Consider the following 15,559-nt stretch of genomic DNA (forward strand, 5'->3'; position numbering starts at 1 on the left):
CGGAGGGTCCGTCGGTGTCGCAGCCTGACCGGGACAGCGGGTTCACGCTGATCGAGGTGATCGTCGTCGTGGCGCTCCTCGGTGCCCTGATGGCGATCTCGGTGGGTGGCTACGACCGCTGGTCCCGGGCCAGCGAGCAGTCCGGCACCGCTCGCGAGCTGCAGACCCTGCTCCGCTCGACCCACCAGCGTGCGATCACCGAGGGCACCGCGATGTGCGTGCTGTTCGACACCGCCAACGACGAGTACGCCGTGCACCGCGGCACCTGCGCCACCCCCGGCACGCAGGTCGACGGACCGTACCGGACCGACGGCGCCCAGGTGCACCTCGTCTCCCCGACCTTCACCGGCTCCGGCGGACCCGGCGTCACGTTCTACTCCCGCGGGACCGCCACGAGCGGGAGCGTCCAGGTGACCCGGACCGGCTCCGCGAAGGTCTACACCCTCCACGTCGAACAGCTGACCGGCCGTGTCTCGATCAGCTGACCGCCGCCGCGATGACGGGTTCACCCTCATCGAGATCATCGTCGCGCTCGGCGTGATCATGACGGTGATGGCCGCCGTGCTGCCCCAGCTGCTGGTCGGCATCAGGTCCGGCGAGACCTCCCGACTGGTGACCCAGACCAAGGGCGTCGCCCAGGGCCAGCTCGAGCGGATGCGCAACCTGCCGTATCACGTCGCCCCCGAGGCCGGCGACTACCGCGACGTGCTCGACTACTACTTCCGCAACCTCACCACCCCCGGACCGATCACCTGCACCGACCCGGACGGGCTCGCGATGCCGACGACCGCGTGGACCGGCTACGTCCCCGCCGACGGCGCCCGCTGCTCCTATGAGCCGCAGTCCGGGGAGATGTACCGCTACGTGGTCCCGCACCCGGCCACCGGGACCGATCCGCTCGCGGGCTTCCAGGTCGTCGTCGACACCCAGTTCCTCTCGGCGCCGAAGTCCGACGGGAGCTCCGACGTGCTCGCGCCGCCCTCGGGCTACAACACCCAGAGCGCGGGGCACGACAGCCCGGTCTCCTCCCAGATCGGCGTCACCGTGACCGTCCTCTACGACCGGCAGGGCATCACCCGGCCGGTCACGACGTACTCCCAGATCGCCGACCAGCCGGTCGCGGCCAGGCGGATCGACCTCAGCGCGTCCGCGGCCGCGGTCGACATCGGCTCGATCACGCCGACGAACGGCGCCGAGTCACTGCAGGCCGGGCTGCTCAGCCTCTCCGGTGCGCTGACCTTCGCGAGCACGGCCAACGCCAGCCTGACGGCGGCGTCCGCCGGGCTCGCGACCGGGGAACAGGGGGCAGGCGCCTCGACGACCGTCGCGGCGCCCTCCGCCGTGGGCATCCTGCCCGCCGCTGCCGGCGGGATCGACGGGACCTGCGGGCTCGCGTGCTGGGGCGCCAGCCAGGTCGACCTCGGCGCCGTGACCGCGACCGACGGGCTCCCGAACGTCGGCTCGGCCGCCAACCCGATGCAGGCCCGGCTCACCGACCTGACCAACCTGGGACTCTCCTTCGAGAGCGGCGCTGCCGCGGACTACCGGACCGGGCTGGGCCTCAGCCGTCCGCTGGTCCGTCTCGACGCCGGCGCCACGGCCACGAACAGCGGGGTCAGCGCGACCTGCGCGCCCTCCGGCACCGGGGCACCGGCCCTGGTCCGGTCCTCGGGCTTCCTGCGCACGACCCCGATGACCGACGCCACCCCCACCGCCGAGGCCTGTGCGGTGAGCTCGGCGAGCACGATCTCCCTGTTCCCGACCTCGTTCGCTCCCGACGGAGTGCTCCAGGTGGAGCTGGTCCGCGCCACCGCCCGCTGCGTGGTCAGCGGCGCCGGCCACGTGGCGCAGCCGCCGACGTTCGACTACCGGGTCGTCGTACGCCGGCACGTCCCCGGCACCGAGGCCGCGCCGGCCGGAGGCTACGACGACGTGCTTGCGATCACCCCCTCGCTCACCGCCGACGACCTGGCAGCGATCGACCCGGCGTCCTTCGACGTCGGCGGCGGCCACACCCTGGCCGACTACGTCGCGTCCTGGTCGGCGCTGGTGCCGGGCACCGTCGAGACGACCGCCGCGAACGGGCTGTCCGCGGTGACGCTGTCCGGGGTCCTCAAGCTCACCAGCCAGCCGATGCGGGTGCTGCCCGACAGCACCGTCGACCCGGCCTCGGCCGTCTCGCTCACCCTCGGCCAGGTCGGCTGCTCGGCCCTGGACGCGCGATGAGGTGGCTGCGCCGCCCGCGGGCCGACAGCGGGGTCACGCTCATCGAGGTGCTGGTCAGCATGGGCCTGTTCGCCCTGATCGGCTCGCTGCTCCTGGGCCTGGCGCTGTCGACCGACTCGGTCACCGCGAGCACCCGCACCCGAGCCGGCGTCACCGAGGAGACCCGGACCGCCATGGAGCGGCTGACCCGCGAGCTGCGGCAGTCGGCCGGGATCGAGGCCGTCACCCTCCCGGGGCCGACCTCCTCGATGGCGCTGACGTTCTGGACCGACTTCGACGGCGACGGCGTCCGCGACACCGCGGCCGCCGACCCCGAGGTGCTGACCTACTGCTGGTCACCGGCCACGCTCCAGCTCACCCTGGGCGCCACGACCGACTGCGACACCGCCCGGCCGGTGCTCGCGGCGACGGTCGCCTCGGTGGAGCTGGAGCTGGACAGCAGCGAGTGGGCGTACGACGCGAACGGCGACGGCACCACCACCTGGCTCGAGCTCGACCAGAAGGGCGCGCCGGTCGGCAACCAGAACAACCAGCCCGACGGGACCGAGCTGCTCCACATCGACCTGGTCGGCGTGACCATCACGGTCCGCGACGGCAGCGGCGAGCAGACCTACCACACCCAGATCGACCTCCGGAACAGGAGCTGACGGTGACGCGCACCCCCCCGACGACGTCCCGACCCGGGACCCGGCGCCGCGACGACCGCGGCTCGGCGATGATCCTGACGATGATGGCGCTCGTGCTGATCACGGGGCTCGCCTCGACCGTGGCCGTGCTCACCATCGACAACCTGCGCTCGTCGTGGCGGGCCCAGCAGGCCGGGTCCGCGGTCAACGCCGCGGACGCGGGCGTCGCGCAGGCGATGACCTACCTGCGCAGCGCCGGGGTGCGCCCGCTGCGCTGCTCGCCGGGCTGCACCGGCAACTCCTGGGGCAACAAGGACGCCCCGACGACGGTCTCGCTGCCCGGCGGCGCGGGCGAGTCCTACCGGGTGTGGATCGAGGCGGTCTCGCCGTACCCGGCCAACGACCCGGGCCTGTACCGGATCCACTCGACCGGCGGCGCGGCCGGATCCGCCTCGCGCACCGTGCTCGCGGACGTCAGCGTCACCACGACCGAGGTGCCGCGCGGCATCTTCGCCCACACGATCAGCGGCGGCGGCTCGGCGAGCGTCACCCGGCAGAGCGTGTTCTCGACCGGCTGCGTCTGGGAGCGCGACAAGATCGCGATGGTGCCGGGCCAGATCGACGTCGCGTACGGCATCCCGATCGGCGTGCACACCTCCGACTACATCACCACCGCCCACGGCTCGGGCCAGCACTGCTCCGAGACGCAGGGGGGCCTGATCCACGCGACCGGCACCGGCAACAACGTCACCTCGGCCCCGTGCAGCACGGCGTACCCCTATGACCAGGACCGGGCGGGCGGCAGCCTCATCGGCACCCCGTGCGAGTCCGTGCAGACCAGCTACCCCAAGTACTACGGGCCGCAGAATCTCGACGCCGGGCCGGAGGCCGACGTCGCCGGGTCCTTCGTCAAGGACGACGCCACCCTCGCCCGGCTGTTCAACCTCAAGGACCCCGCCCTCAGCCCGACCCAGCTCGACCAGCTGCGCAGCGTCGCGCGGGCCCAGGGGAACTACTGGACCAGCTCGACCGTGTGGTCCAGCCCGGACGAGGAGAACGCCGTCATGTTCTTCGACCTCACGAAGGGCTCGGACCTCGGCGGCACCGTCGACCTGAACAAGATCAGCGACACCGCGTTCGGTCGGGAGGCCAACCTGGCCGACACCGACCCCCGGTGCACCTCGCGCTCGCTGGTGATCGTGGTCGACGGAGGCAACGTGAAGGTCAACTCCAACCAGCGGCTGTTCGCCTCGCTCTTCCTCACCTCCGCCGCGCCCTACGGTCAGGTCGTGAAGGCCAACGGCACCGCGGACTTCATCGGCACGATCTACGCCGACAAGGTCAACCTGGTCGGCAACTTCGACGCCTCGATGGACACCTGCTTCCTCGCCAACACCAGCCCCGCCCTGCTCGACTTCCGGGCCGGCTCCTACCGCGAGGACGACCGCGGGCTCTCCTGACGAGGCTCCCCGCCAGCAGTCCTCAAGCCGACGGCCCCGTCGGCCGATGACCCTGATGACCCCTCATCAGTCCCGCGCTCGGAGGACCTGTTGAACGACGCACCGACGAACGGCTTCGGCCTGCCGCTGGCCGCTCGGCGCCCGACCGCGCCCGCGGACCCGTCGGCCCCTGCCCCCGCGCCGGTGGCCGTCCCGGTCGCCGCTCCCGTGGCCGTCCCGGCGCCGGTCGTCGCCCCGGTGGCCGCGGCCGCCGTCGTACCTCCCGCCGCTCCCGCGCCCGCCGGATCGGCCAACCTGAGCCTCGACGACCTGCTCATCCACGTGCTGCGGGTGGGGGCCTCCGACCTGCACCTGACCACCGGCGCGCCGCCGACCGTGCGGCTGCGCGGCGAGATGGAGGCCATCGAGGGCTACCCCACGCTGGACGGCGAGCAGCTGCGGCGCACGCTGTACGGCGTGATGACCGAGCGGCAGCGCAAGGTCTTCGAGGAGGAGCTCGAGCTCGACTTCGCGTACGCCGTGCCGGGCCACGCCCGGTTCCGTGTCAACGTCTTCCAGCAGCGCGAGCACCTCGGCGCCGTGATGCGGATGATCCCCTGGGAGATCGTCCCGCTCGAGGACCTGGGCATGCCCGAGGCGGTCGCCGGCTTCAGCGACCTCAAGCGCGGCCTGGTGCTGGTCACCGGCCCCACCGGGTCCGGCAAGTCGACGACCCTGGCCGCGATCATCGACCGGATCAACCGGACCCGCCGCGGTCACATCGTGACCATCGAGGACCCGATCGAGTTCCTGCACGAGCACCGCGGCTGCCTGGTCAACCAGCGCGAGGTCGGCTCCGACACCCACGGGTTCCGCGACGCCCTCAAGCACGTGCTGCGTCAGGACCCCGACGTGATCCTGGTCGGCGAGCTCCGCGACCTGGACACGATCTCGGTGGCGCTGACCGCCGCCGAGACCGGCCACCTGGTGTTCGCGACGCTGCACACGCAGTCCGCGCAGGACACCATCACCCGCGTCGTCGACGTGTTCCCCGCCGAGCAGCAGCAGCAGGTCCGCACCCAGCTCGCCGCGACGCTCCAGGGCGTCGTGTGCCAGACCCTCGTCAAGACCGCCGACGACCAGGGCCGCGCCGCCGCCGTCGAGGTGATGGTCTGCAACTCCGGCATCCGGGCGATGATCCGCGACGACAAGCTGCAGCAGATCCAGGGCGCGCTCCAAGCGGGCGCGCGGGACGGCATGCAGACCCTCAACGCCCACCTCGCCGCGCTGGTGAAGGCCGGCCGGATCACGTACGCCGCGGGCCTCGAGCACAGCTCGAACCGCGCCGACTACGACACGCTCGTCGCCTCCGACGTCAAGCGCGCCCCGGCCGGGTGGCAGTAGCCGTGGCCAGCACGACGACGCAGTACGCCTACAAGGTCCGCGACGCCCAGGGCCGGTTCACCGAGGGCAAGGTGGAGGCCGCCTCGGAGGCGGCTGTCGCCGACAAGCTGCGCGCGATGGGCTACGTCCCGCTCCAGGTGCGGCCCGCCAACGTCGGCATGCAGCGCGAGATCAAGCTCGGCTTCAAGAAGCGGATCAAGCCGCGCGACCTCGCGGTCTTCGCCCGCCAGTTCGCCACCATGATCGACGCCGGCCTGACCATGCTGCGGGCGCTCTCGATCATGGCCGAGCAGGTCGAGAACCCCGAGCTGCGCAAGGTGCTGCGGGCGGTCAAGCAGGACGTCGAGGCCGGGCACAGCCTGTCGTCGGCCTTCGGCAAGTGGCCGCGCGTCTTCCCGCCGCTCATGATCAGCATGGCCAAGGCCGGCGAGGCGGGCGGCTTCCTCGACACCGCGATGCGCCAGATCGCCGACAACTTCGAGGCCGAGGTCAAGCTGCGCAGCAAGATCAAGGCCGCGCTGACCTACCCGACCGTGGTGTTCTTCCTGGCGATCATCATGTGCATCGCGCTGCTGATCTTCGTGGTCCCGGTCTTCGAGAAGATGTTCAAGGACCTCGGCGGCGAGCTGCCGCTGCCGACCAAGATCCTGGTGATGCTCTCGGCGGCGATGAAGTACGTCGTACCCCTCGGCGCGGTGCTCACCGGTGCCCTCGTCTGGTGGTGGCGCCGCTACGGCCGCACCGAGCGGGTCCGCAACGTCGTCGACCCGCTCAAGCTCAAGCTGCCGGTCTTCGGCAACCTGTTCCGCAAGCTCGCTCTGGCCCGGTTCGCCCGCAACTTCAGCACCCTGCTCTCGGCCGGCGTCCCGATCCTCCAGGCGCTCGACATCGTCTCCGACACGACCGGCTCGGTGGTGATCGGCCGCGCCCTGGCCGAGGTCAAGGAGTCGGTGCGCCAGGGCGAGTCGGTGGCGGGTCCGCTGAGCCACCACGACGTGTTCCCGCCGATGGTCGTGCAGATGATCGCCTCCGGCGAGGAGTCCGGCGCCATCGACGCGATGCTCGCGAAGATCGCCGAGTTCTACGACGCCGAGGTCGAGTCGATGACCGAGGGCCTGACCGCCCTGATCGAGCCGCTGATGATCGCGTTCCTCGGCGGCCTCGTCGGGTCGATGATCGTCGCGCTGTACATGCCGATGTTCAAGATCTACGACATGATCGGATGACGGTGCGCGCACAGACCTCCGGAGACACCGTGCGTGCCCTGGTCGAGGGCGGCTGGATCACCCGCGACCAGCTCAGCGAGGCGGGCCGGCTCGCGGACGAGCGGTCCCAGACCGTGCTCGAGGTGCTGCTCGAGAGCGGCTGGGTGGACCGCACCACGGTCGTGCGCACCGCAGCCGCCTCGGCCGGCCTGGAGTACGTCGAGCTCACCGACTTCATCGTCGACATGGCGGCCGTGAGCCTGCTGCCGGCGGAGTTCGCCCGCCGCACCGGCGTACTGCCGCTGGTCCACGAGGACGGCGAGCTGCTGGTGGCCGTGAGCGTGCGCCAGGCGGGCGACATCGAGCTCAAGGACGACCTGAGCCGGCTGACCCGCAGCCGGGTCCGCTTCGCGATCGCCGGCCGCAGCGACATCGACGCCCGGATCAACCAGGTCTACCGCGCCGAGGGCGAGCTCACCGACATCACCTCCGACCTGGCGCCCGAGGACGAGGTCGACGACCTCAGTACCCTCACCGAGGTCTCCGACGAGGCGCCGGTGGTCCGCTTCGTCAACCTGCTGATCAACCAGGCGATCAACGACCGCGCCTCGGACATCCACATCGAGCCGACCGAGCGGGACATGCGGGTCCGGTACCGGATCGACGGGGTGCTCCACGACGCCCACCGCTCCCCGAAGAGCATCCAGAACGGGGTGATCTCGCGCCTCAAGATCATGGCCGAGATGAACATCGCCGAGCGTCGGGTGCCGCAGGACGGCCGGATGTCGGTCACCCACCAGGGCCGGCGCATCGACCTCCGCGTCGCCACCCTCCCGACCGTGTGGGGCGAGAAGGTGGTCGCCCGGATCCTGGACACCTCCAACACCCAGCTCGGCCTCGACGACCTGGGGTTCAGCAACGAGAACTACGAGCGCTACCGGGCCTCGTACACCAAGCCCTACGGGATGATCCTGGCGACCGGGCCGACCGGGTCCGGCAAGTCGACGACGCTCTACGCGACGCTCAACCTGCTCAACCGGCCCGACGTCAACGTGATCACCGTCGAGGACCCGGTGGAGTACCGCCTGCCGGGGATCAACCAGGTCCAGACGAACGCGAAGGCGGGGCTGACCTTCGCCTCCGCGCTGCGCTCGATCCTGCGCTCGGACCCCGACATCGTGCTGATCGGCGAGATCCGCGACCACGAGACCGCCCAGATCGCGGTCGAGGCCGCGCTGACCGGCCACCTGGTGCTCTCGACGCTGCACACCAACGACGCGCCCTCGGCGGTGACCCGCCTGATCGAGATGGGCATCGAGCCGTTCCTGGTCGGGTCCGCGCTCGACGCCGTACTCGCGCAGCGGCTGTGTCGCTCGCTCTGCGAGCGCTGCAAGCAGGCCTACCAGCCGGATCCGGCGGAGCTGCAGCGGATCGGCTTCCCGTGGGCGGAGGGCGCGGAGGTGCCGGTGCTGTACCGGCACGTCGGCTGCTCCTCCTGCTCGCAGACCGGCTACCGCGGCCGGATGGCGCTGCACGAGGTGATGACGGTCAGCGAGGAGGTCTCGCGGCTCGCCGTCGCGCGCGCGTCGACCGACGAGGTCGGCCGCACCGCCCGGGAGCAGGGGATGACCACCTTGAAGTCGGACGGCTGGCAGAAGGTGCTGCAGGGCCGCACCTCCATCGAGGAGGTCCTCCGGGTCGTCGCCTGACCGCTACCCCTCGGGGATGATCGAGAGCGCCGCGGCGGGGTTCTCCCGGTAGCGCACGATCAGCTCGCCGGTGGCCTCGTCGATACGCTCGTGCAGGGCGCGGCGGTACGTCGTCAGCTGCCGCTCGGCCTCGGTCAGCCGCTCGACTGCGTCCGCGACCTGGTCGGAGTCGTGCGGGTCGACCTCGGTGACCCACATCTCGCTGAGCTCGGGCAGCTCCGGCAGCGGGTCGGCCGCCCGGACGCTCACCAGCGCCCGGCGACTGCCGCCGGTGCCCGTGTCGCCGAGGATCCGCACCAGGTCGTCGACGGTCAACGGGTGGTCCGAGCGGGACCCGGCCGCCAGCAGGTCGAGCCGGGCGTGCACCAGCCGGCGCCAGTAGGACACCCGGTCCTCCTCGGCCTCGAGGCGGTGGCGGTAGGAGCGCAGGCCCTGCAGGTCGAGCCCGGCGAGCTGCTCGGACGCCATCGCGTCGACCACCGGGCGGCGGCGGGTGCCGCTCATCGGGGCGGCTCCGCGTCGACCAGGGCCGGATCGACCCCGGCGCGCTTCAGCATCACCGAGAAGTCGTGGGTGTTGGAGCTGACCAGCTTCGCGTCGGGGACCGAGACCGAGCCGTCGAGCACCAACCGGACCAGGTGCTGGTCGAAGGTCTGCATGCCGGAGTAGGCGCCGTCGGAGACGATGTCCGGGATCGTGTCGGTGCGGTCCGGGTCGGCGACCGCCTCGGCGAGCCGCGGCGTGTTCACGGCGACCTCCATCGCGACGACCCGGCCCTGGCCGTCGGCGCGCGGCACCAGCCGCTGGCAGACGATGCCGCGCAGCGAGCCGGCGAGCCCGAGGCGTACCTGCTTCTGCTCATGCGGGGGGAAGAAGTCGATGATCCGGTTGACCGTCTCCTTGGCGTCCGTGGTGTGCAGCGTCGACATCACGAAGTGCCCGGTCTCGGCGGCCGCGAGCGCGGCCCGGACGGTGTCGGGGTCGCGCATCTCGCCGATCAGGATCACGTCCGGGTCCTGCCGCATCGCGGCCCGCAGCGCCACCGCCCAGTCGGCGGTGTCGGTGCCGAGCTCGCGCTGGTTGACCGCCGCGAGCTTGTCGCGGTGGATCACCTCGATCGGGTCCTCGATGGTGAGGATGTGCACGGGCCGGGCCTCGTTGATGGCGTCGACCATCGCCGCCAGGGTCGTGGTCTTGCCCGAGCCGGTCGGGCCGGTGACCAGCACCAGGCCGCGCGGCTCCAGGGCGAGGCGGTGGATCACCTCGGGCAGGGCCAGGTCCGCCAGCGAGCGCGGCTCGTCGCCCACCAGGCGCAACACGCACCCGACCGCCCCTCGTGACCGGAACGCGTTGACGCGGAACCGGCCGATGCCGGGGACGGCGAGCGCGTAGTCGGCCTCGTTGGTGGCGCTGAAGTGCGCCTCGACGTCCGCGGGCATGGTCTCGCGGACCAGCTCCTCGACCTGCTCGGCGGTCAGCGGGTCCACCTGCAGCGGGACCAGCGACCCCGAGATGCGGATCCGCGGCGGGCTGCCGACCTTCACGTGCAGGTCGGAGCCGCGGTTGACCACGACGGCCTGGAGGAAGGGCGCGATCCGCAACGGGGTCGCGCTCGGATCCCGGGGGCTGCTCACGGCCCCTTGTGTACCACGTCGGCGTTGTCGTCGGTCCAGGTGCGGCGGGATCGGCGGGCGGTTTCCCCGGTTCACCGGGGATGTTGGAACTTCTGGCCCGAAGTTTCGGGTCAACAGTTCCGGTATCCCCGGTGAACCGGGGAAACCGACCCTCCGGTGAGGGCGGTCTGGCGCGGGCGCCACCGGTGCGGGACGTACGGCGGGCGCGGCAGCGAAAACCTCCGCGAACACGTCAAGTGGGCGGCTCGAGCGACCGATGACTCGGGTGACGCACTGCGCCCATCCCCCACGCCGTCATCTCGAGGAATCCATGTCACGCACCCTGGTCGGACTGGACATCGGCAGCTCCGGTGTCCGCGCCGCCGAGTTCGTCCCCGGACGCCGCCGTCCCACGCTGCGGCGGTTCGCGCAGCTCCCGCTGCCGTCCGGCGTGGTCCGGGCCGGCGTGGTCGCCGACGGTGAGGCGCTGACCGAGGCGCTGAAGGAGCTCTGGTCGAAGGGCAAGTTCGGCTCCCGCAACGTCGCCCTCGGCGTCGCGAACGCAGGTGTCCTGGTGCGCCAGCTCGACCTCGACTGGATGCCGCCGGCGGACTTCCGCAAGGCACTGCGCTACCAGGTCCAGGACGTGCTGCCGTTCTCGGTCGACGAGGCGAACCTCGACCACCACCTGCTCGAGGAGCTCGACGTCGTCGGCGAGGACGGTACGGCGCGCCGGGTCGCCCGGATCCTCCTCGTCGCCGCCTCCCGGGACATGGTCGACGCCTTCGTCGACTCCGCCCGCCGGGCCCGCCTGCGGATCCAGACCGTCGACCTGCTGCCGTTCGCGCTGCTGCGCGCCCGGACCCCGATGGTGCAGGACGGGCCCGCGGTGACCGAGGCGATCGTCGACGTCGGCTCCGACGTGGTGTCGGTCGTCGTGCACACCGCGGGCGTCCCACGCTACGTCCGGATGATCCCCGGCGTCGGCGGCGACTCGATCACGGCGGCCGTCCAGGAGCGGTACGACTGGACCTGGGAGGACGCCGAGCGGACCAAGGTGTACGTCGGCCTCCCCGGCCACGCGCACCTCGACCCGAGCCAGGCCACCGCGCTGAGCCCGCGCACCGACGGCCTCGACCACGCGGCCCAGCAGGTCGTCGACGCGGCCGCCCGCGGCTTGGCCGAGGAGATCAGCACGACCCTGGACTTCTACCGCGACTCCGCCGCCGACCAGGCCGCGCAGGCCGAGCCCGCCGGGGACGCCGAGGCCCGCACCGCGGGCCCCGTCGGCCGGGTGCTGCTCACCGGCTCCGGCGCCGCGCTGGGCGGGTTCGCGGAACTGCTCGGCCAGCGGCTCGCCGTACCCGTGGACCGCCTCGACGCGCTCGCCGGCGTCCGCGCCCCCGGCCGGCTCCGGCTGGCCGACGCCGACCTGCCGGCGCTGGCGGTGCCCGCCGGCCTCTGCGTGGGAGCGGCCCGATGAGTCGCAAGCGTTCGGAGACTGGGGCCCCGCCGGCCGTCAACCTGCTCTCGGAGTCGGCGTTCGTCCGGTTGGCGGCCCGCCGGCTGCGGCAGCGGTTCGTCGCCGGAGGAGTCGTGATGGTGCTGCTCGTCGGCGGCGCGTGGACCTTCCAGCACCTGCGGGTCGAGGAGGCTCGCAAGGTCGTCGCCGTGGAGCAGGCGGAGACGACGCGACTGACCGGGCAGACCCAGGTGCTCGCACCCGTCCGCACGTTCGTGAACGGCGTCGCGGTGCAGCAGCGCACGGTCGAGACCGCCATGGCCGACGAGGTCTACGTCTCCGACGTCCTCGACGGCGTGCGCGACGCGACCCCGCTGGGCGCGCAGATCACGACCGTCGCCGTGACGATCGCGGCGACCACCGGCGTCGGCGGCGCGCCCGTCCCGGGCGCCGCGTCGGCCTGTCCCGGTCCGGACCCGTTCAACACCCGCACGGTGGTCGGCTGCGTGACGCTCTCCGGTACGGCGGGCAGCCGCGCCGAGGTCGGCGACATGGTGATCGCCCTCGGCGCCTCGCACCTGTTCGTCGAGCCGTTCATCTCCACGACGACCACCGGTGACGGCGAGGCGGTGACCTTCAGCGGGTCGGTCGGCCTGTCGGAGCAGGTCTACAGCGGCCGGTACGCCAGCACCGACGCCACCGATGCCAGCACCAACGCCAGCACCGAGGGAGGCTCGTGATGGACCTCGCCACCCCGGGGGCGACCAAGCTCGTCGGCTCCCTCTCGCTCCTGGTCGTCGCCGGCCTCGGCTGGCTGCTCGTGGTCGGCCCGGAGACCGACGCCCTGGCGCAGGCCCGTGAGGAGATCACCACCGTTCGCGACCAGAACGCGGTGCTCACCAGCCAGCTCGCGGTGCTGGAGCAGCAGCGCGAGGGTCTCGCGACGACCCGCCGCGACGCGCGCCGGCTCGCGGCGCTGTTCCCGCCGACCGCGGACCAGCCGGGCATGTTCGAGGAGGTCACCGCGGCCGCCGTGGAGGCCGGCATCGGCCCGCAGGGCGTCACCACGCTGACCCCGACCCCGCCGGTCCTCGGCACCGCCGACGCCGCCGCCCCCGCATCGGCGGCCGACCCCGCTGCCGATCCCGCCGCCGACCCCGCCGCCGACCCCGCCGCGGCGCCTGCGACCGCGGGCCAGCTGCTGGCCCGGCAGACGGTGACCGTCGCCGTCACCGGGACCTACGAGGAGACCCAGCGGCTGCTGGAGAACCTCGAGCACATGCCGCGCGCCTACCTGGTCACCGCGGTCTCGCTGGCCAGCGGCTCCGAGGGCGGTGAGTTCACCACCACCATCACCGGCGACATGTTCGTGATGCCGCCGGTCGTGGACCCCGGGAAGACGCTCAATCTCTCCAGCACCACCCAGCCGGAAGGATGATCGTGGACGCACTGCCCCAGCCGCCCCTGGCCGTCGGCCTCACCCTGATCGCGCTCTCGCTCGTGGGCGCGCTGCTCCTCCTGGTACGCCGCCGGCGCGCCGCTGCGGCGGCCGAGCCGGCAGTGCAGCCGGTGATGGAGCTCGCCACCGACCCGGAGGCCGAGGCAGGGCTCGAGGCAGGGCTCGAGGCAGAGGACGAGGCAGCGGAAGAGGCAGAGTCGGACGCCGTGACCGTGCGCGCCCTGCGCGCCCAGGTCCGGGTGCTCGAGGAGGCGCTGGTCGCGGCCGCGGAGGCCGCACCGGAGCCGGCACCCGAGCCGACGATCGTCGCCGGCGAGGCGGTGGCGTCGTACCGCCGCCAGGTGCGTGCCGCCGTGCGCGCCGTCGCCCTCGGCGCCGGCAGCGACGAGGCGAGGTACGCCGTGGCGCGGGTCGCCGCCGCGATCGAGCGCCTGGACGCCACGGACTCCTCCGAACGCCCGGTGCTGGCGGCCGGAGCGGCCGAGCGGGTAGCGCCCGTGGCCAGGCTCGCGTCGGTGCCCCCGATCGCGGCCGTCGCCGCGGCCCCGGCCCCGGAGCCGGTGCTGCCCGCGCCGGCGGCCACCGAGATCGAGTACGAGATCCAGCCCGCGGTCGAGCCCGACGTCGAGGTCCACCTCGACCCCCACCCCGAGATGCAGCCCGAGATCCAGCCCGAGCCCGAGCCCGAGGCCTGGGCCCCCGCCCCGGTCGCGGTGCCCGAGACCGAGCTGGTGCTCCCCGTCCCGCCGCCGGCCCCGGCCGAGACCCGGCGCGGCCGGCGCCGCCCGCGCCGCCGTCCCGCCGCCTGAGCGGAGCGACCCGATGACCGAGACCCCCCACCACGACCGGCTGCCGGACGCGTACGCCGAGCTGTCCCGTCGGCACGCCCACGACGGCGACCTGCGGCTGGCCCAGCTCGCGGCCTGGGCGGGCGACGTCCACGTCCTGGAGGAGCTGCTCTGGGAGCACGGCCTCGCGCAGGCACCCGACCCCCTGGTCCAGCTGGCCGCGGTCGGGGAGTCGGTCGCGCTCGCCGTCGAGGAGGCCGCACGCGACCTGCCCGACGGCCCGCTGACCGCCCGCGCGGTGGTCGAGGCCGCCCGGGAGGCGCTGGTCACCACGTTCGACGAGTCGGTGCACGGGCTGCTGGTCGACCGGTTCGCCGACCTGGCCCAGCTCGACGAGGCCACCCCAGCCGCCGCGTCCCTGACGAACGCGCACGCGACCCGCCGTACGGGCGTGCGACCGGTCAGGGACGTGACCGCGGCGCCGAGCCGGGAGGAACGGCTCGCCGCCCGGCTCGTGGGTCGCACCGCCGAACAGCTGGCCGCCGAGCTGCGGACCACCGCGGCCGACTGCGCGACGATGGCCGGCCTGCTCGCGGCCGACGGCGAGCCGGAGGCTGCCGGGCGGCTGTCCCGGCAGGCCGACACCGCGGCGTTCGAGGCCCACCTGGTGGCCGCGGCCCTGGCCGCCGGCGACGAGACGCTCGCGACCGTCGACCTGCGCTGGGACCTCGCGGACCGCGGCGGGGACCGCGGCCGGCTGATCTCCGTGCTCGGCGCCGCCGAGCGGGACGCGCTGGCGCGCACGCTGGAGCCGGAGCCGGAGCCGGCGTCGTGACCCTGGCGTCGAGCCTCGGGTTCGGGCTGCTCGGCCTGCTGATCGGCTCGTTCCTCAACGTGGTCATCCACCGGGTCCCGGCCGGGCTGTCCCTGGTCTCGCCGGGCTCGGCCTGCCCGGCCTGCGCGCACCCGGTGCGGGCCCGCGACAACGTGCCGGTGCTCTCGTGGCTGCTGCTGCACGGCCGCTGCCGCGACTGCGCGGCCCCGATCGCCGCCCGCTACCCGCTCGTGGAGCTCGCCACCGCGGCCCTGTTCGCGAGCGTCGGCTGGCGGTTCGGCGCCACGCCGTACACCGCCGCCGCGCTGGTCGTGGCCGCCGCCGGCGTCGCCCTGTTCATGATCGACCTGGACCACCGCCGGCTGCCCTTCGAGATCACCGGCGCGATGGCGCTCGGCACGACGATCGCGCTGGCCATCGACGCGGCCCGGCACGGCACCGCCCCGGTCGTCCCCGCGCTGCTGGCCGCCGCGCTCTGGCTCGCCGTGTACGGCGGGATCTGGCTGGTCACGGCCGGCCGGGGGATGGGCCTGGGCGACGTCGCCCTGGCGCCGGTCCTCGGCCTGGCACTCGGCTGGCTCGGCTGGGGAGCCGCGCTCGTGGGCCTGGGCGCCGGCTTCGTGATCGGCGCGGCGGTCGGGGTGGGGCTGCTCGCCGCCGGGCGCGCCCGGGCCGGCGCCAGGATCCCGCACGGACCCTTCTTGCTCAGCGGCGCCGCACTCGGCATGCTCGCGGGTGGCCCGCTCGCCGCGTCGTACCTCACGCTCGTCGGCCTGGGCTAGGACGCGCGAGC

15 protein-coding genes are annotated in these 15,559 nt (G+C 73.2%); 13 read left to right on the forward strand and 2 right to left on the reverse strand.

Features of this window, described 5'->3' with window-relative positions:
* The first annotated feature begins 14 nt into the window (after positions 1-14).
* The 7 genes from NOCA_RS07095 to NOCA_RS07125 all read left to right on the forward strand — a co-directional run bounded on the left by NOCA_RS07095 (position 15) and on the right by NOCA_RS07125 (position 8,609).
* Positions 15-485, forward strand: coding sequence for a GspH/FimT family pseudopilin (locus NOCA_RS07095; protein WP_011754586.1), 471 nt, complete (start codon positions 15-17; stop codon positions 483-485).
* Positions 469-2,226: a type II secretion system protein gene (locus tag NOCA_RS07100; protein WP_011754587.1), complete on the forward strand. Its 1,758-nt coding sequence runs from the start codon at positions 469-471 to the stop codon at positions 2,224-2,226. The genes NOCA_RS07095 and NOCA_RS07100 overlap by 17 nt, the downstream gene beginning before the upstream one ends.
* Entirely contained in the window at positions 2,223-2,873 is a 651-nt protein-coding gene (locus NOCA_RS07105; RefSeq protein WP_011754588.1) for a PilW family protein, read from the forward strand. Before NOCA_RS07100 ends, NOCA_RS07105 begins: the two co-directional genes overlap by 4 nt.
* 2 nt (positions 2,874-2,875) lie before the next feature.
* A complete protein-coding gene (locus NOCA_RS07110; protein ID WP_011754589.1) occupies positions 2,876-4,312 on the forward strand; it encodes a pilus assembly PilX family protein in 1,437 nt (478 codons plus the stop codon).
* Between the two features lie 90 nt (positions 4,313-4,402).
* Positions 4,403-5,695, forward strand: coding sequence for a type IV pilus twitching motility protein PilT (locus NOCA_RS07115; protein WP_011754590.1), 1,293 nt, complete (start codon positions 4,403-4,405; stop codon positions 5,693-5,695).
* Positions 5,696-5,697: 2 nt separating this feature from the next.
* Positions 5,698-6,921 (forward strand): type II secretion system F family protein, encoded by a 1,224-nt coding sequence (locus NOCA_RS07120; RefSeq protein ID WP_041546345.1) that lies wholly within the window; start codon positions 5,698-5,700, stop codon positions 6,919-6,921.
* Complete coding sequence (locus NOCA_RS07125; RefSeq protein ID WP_011754592.1) at positions 6,918-8,609, forward strand: GspE/PulE family protein; 1,692 nt, start codon at positions 6,918-6,920, stop codon at positions 8,607-8,609. Before NOCA_RS07120 ends, NOCA_RS07125 begins: the two co-directional genes overlap by 4 nt.
* Before the next feature lie 3 nt (positions 8,610-8,612).
* Here the strand turns inward: NOCA_RS07125 and NOCA_RS07130 are convergent, their stop codons facing one another.
* Together NOCA_RS07130 and NOCA_RS07135 are read right to left on the reverse strand one after the other, a co-directional pair.
* Positions 8,613-9,113: an RsiG family protein gene (locus tag NOCA_RS07130; protein WP_011754593.1), complete on the reverse strand. Its 501-nt coding sequence runs from the start codon at positions 9,111-9,113 to the stop codon at positions 8,613-8,615.
* A complete protein-coding gene (locus NOCA_RS07135; protein ID WP_197687673.1) occupies positions 9,110-10,243 on the reverse strand; it encodes a type IV pilus twitching motility protein PilT in 1,134 nt (377 codons plus the stop codon). The genes NOCA_RS07130 and NOCA_RS07135 overlap by 4 nt, the downstream gene beginning before the upstream one ends.
* Positions 10,244-10,553: 310 nt before the next feature.
* On the opposite strand from NOCA_RS07135, the gene pilM reads away from it, so the two are divergent.
* The 6 genes from pilM to NOCA_RS07165 are packed head-to-tail and all read left to right on the forward strand — an operon-like array spanning position 10,554 to position 15,548.
* Complete coding sequence (gene pilM, locus NOCA_RS07140; protein ID WP_011754595.1) at positions 10,554-11,705, forward strand: type IV pilus assembly protein PilM; 1,152 nt, start codon at positions 10,554-10,556, stop codon at positions 11,703-11,705.
* On the forward strand, positions 11,702-12,424 hold the full coding sequence (locus tag NOCA_RS07145; protein WP_011754596.1) for a fimbrial assembly family protein: 723 nt from the start codon (positions 11,702-11,704) through the stop codon (positions 12,422-12,424). The genes pilM and NOCA_RS07145 overlap by 4 nt, the downstream gene beginning before the upstream one ends.
* On the forward strand, positions 12,424-13,122 hold the full coding sequence (locus NOCA_RS07150) for a type 4a pilus biogenesis protein PilO (protein ID WP_011754597.1): 699 nt from the start codon (positions 12,424-12,426) through the stop codon (positions 13,120-13,122). Before NOCA_RS07145 ends, NOCA_RS07150 begins: the two co-directional genes overlap by 1 nt.
* 2 nt (positions 13,123-13,124) lie before the next feature.
* The gene (locus NOCA_RS07155) at positions 13,125-13,952 is read left to right on the forward strand and encodes a hypothetical protein (RefSeq protein WP_011754598.1); all 828 of its coding nucleotides are present in this window, start codon (positions 13,125-13,127) and stop codon (positions 13,950-13,952) included.
* A 13-nt stretch (positions 13,953-13,965) separates the two neighbouring features.
* Positions 13,966-14,766, forward strand: coding sequence for a hypothetical protein (locus tag NOCA_RS07160; protein ID WP_011754599.1), 801 nt, complete (start codon positions 13,966-13,968; stop codon positions 14,764-14,766).
* The gene (locus NOCA_RS07165; RefSeq protein ID WP_011754600.1) at positions 14,763-15,548 is read left to right on the forward strand and encodes a prepilin peptidase; all 786 of its coding nucleotides are present in this window, start codon (positions 14,763-14,765) and stop codon (positions 15,546-15,548) included. Before NOCA_RS07160 ends, NOCA_RS07165 begins: the two co-directional genes overlap by 4 nt.
* The last annotated feature ends 11 nt before the right edge of the window (positions 15,549-15,559 follow it).

The sequence above is a fragment of the Nocardioides sp. JS614 genome, assembly GCF_000015265.1.
In the GTDB taxonomy this organism is placed as follows: domain Bacteria; phylum Actinomycetota; class Actinomycetes; order Propionibacteriales; family Nocardioidaceae; genus Nocardioides.

Coding starts and splice junctions, on each gene's coding strand:
- NOCA_RS07105 (WP_011754588.1), top strand. CDS start 2,223: ATGAGGTGGCTGCGCCGCCCGCGGGCCGACAGCGGGGTCACGCTCATC.
- NOCA_RS07125 (WP_011754592.1), top strand. CDS start 6,918: ATGACGGTGCGCGCACAGACCTCCGGAGACACCGTGCGTGCCCTGGTC.
- NOCA_RS07130 (WP_011754593.1), bottom strand. CDS start 9,113: ATGAGCGGCACCCGCCGCCGCCCGGTGGTCGACGCGATGGCGTCCGAG.
- pilM (WP_011754595.1), top strand. CDS start 10,554: ATGTCACGCACCCTGGTCGGACTGGACATCGGCAGCTCCGGTGTCCGC.
- NOCA_RS07145 (WP_011754596.1), top strand. CDS start 11,702: ATGAGTCGCAAGCGTTCGGAGACTGGGGCCCCGCCGGCCGTCAACCTG.
- NOCA_RS07150 (WP_011754597.1), top strand. CDS start 12,424: ATGGACCTCGCCACCCCGGGGGCGACCAAGCTCGTCGGCTCCCTCTCG.
- NOCA_RS07160 (WP_011754599.1), top strand. CDS start 13,966: ATGACCGAGACCCCCCACCACGACCGGCTGCCGGACGCGTACGCCGAG.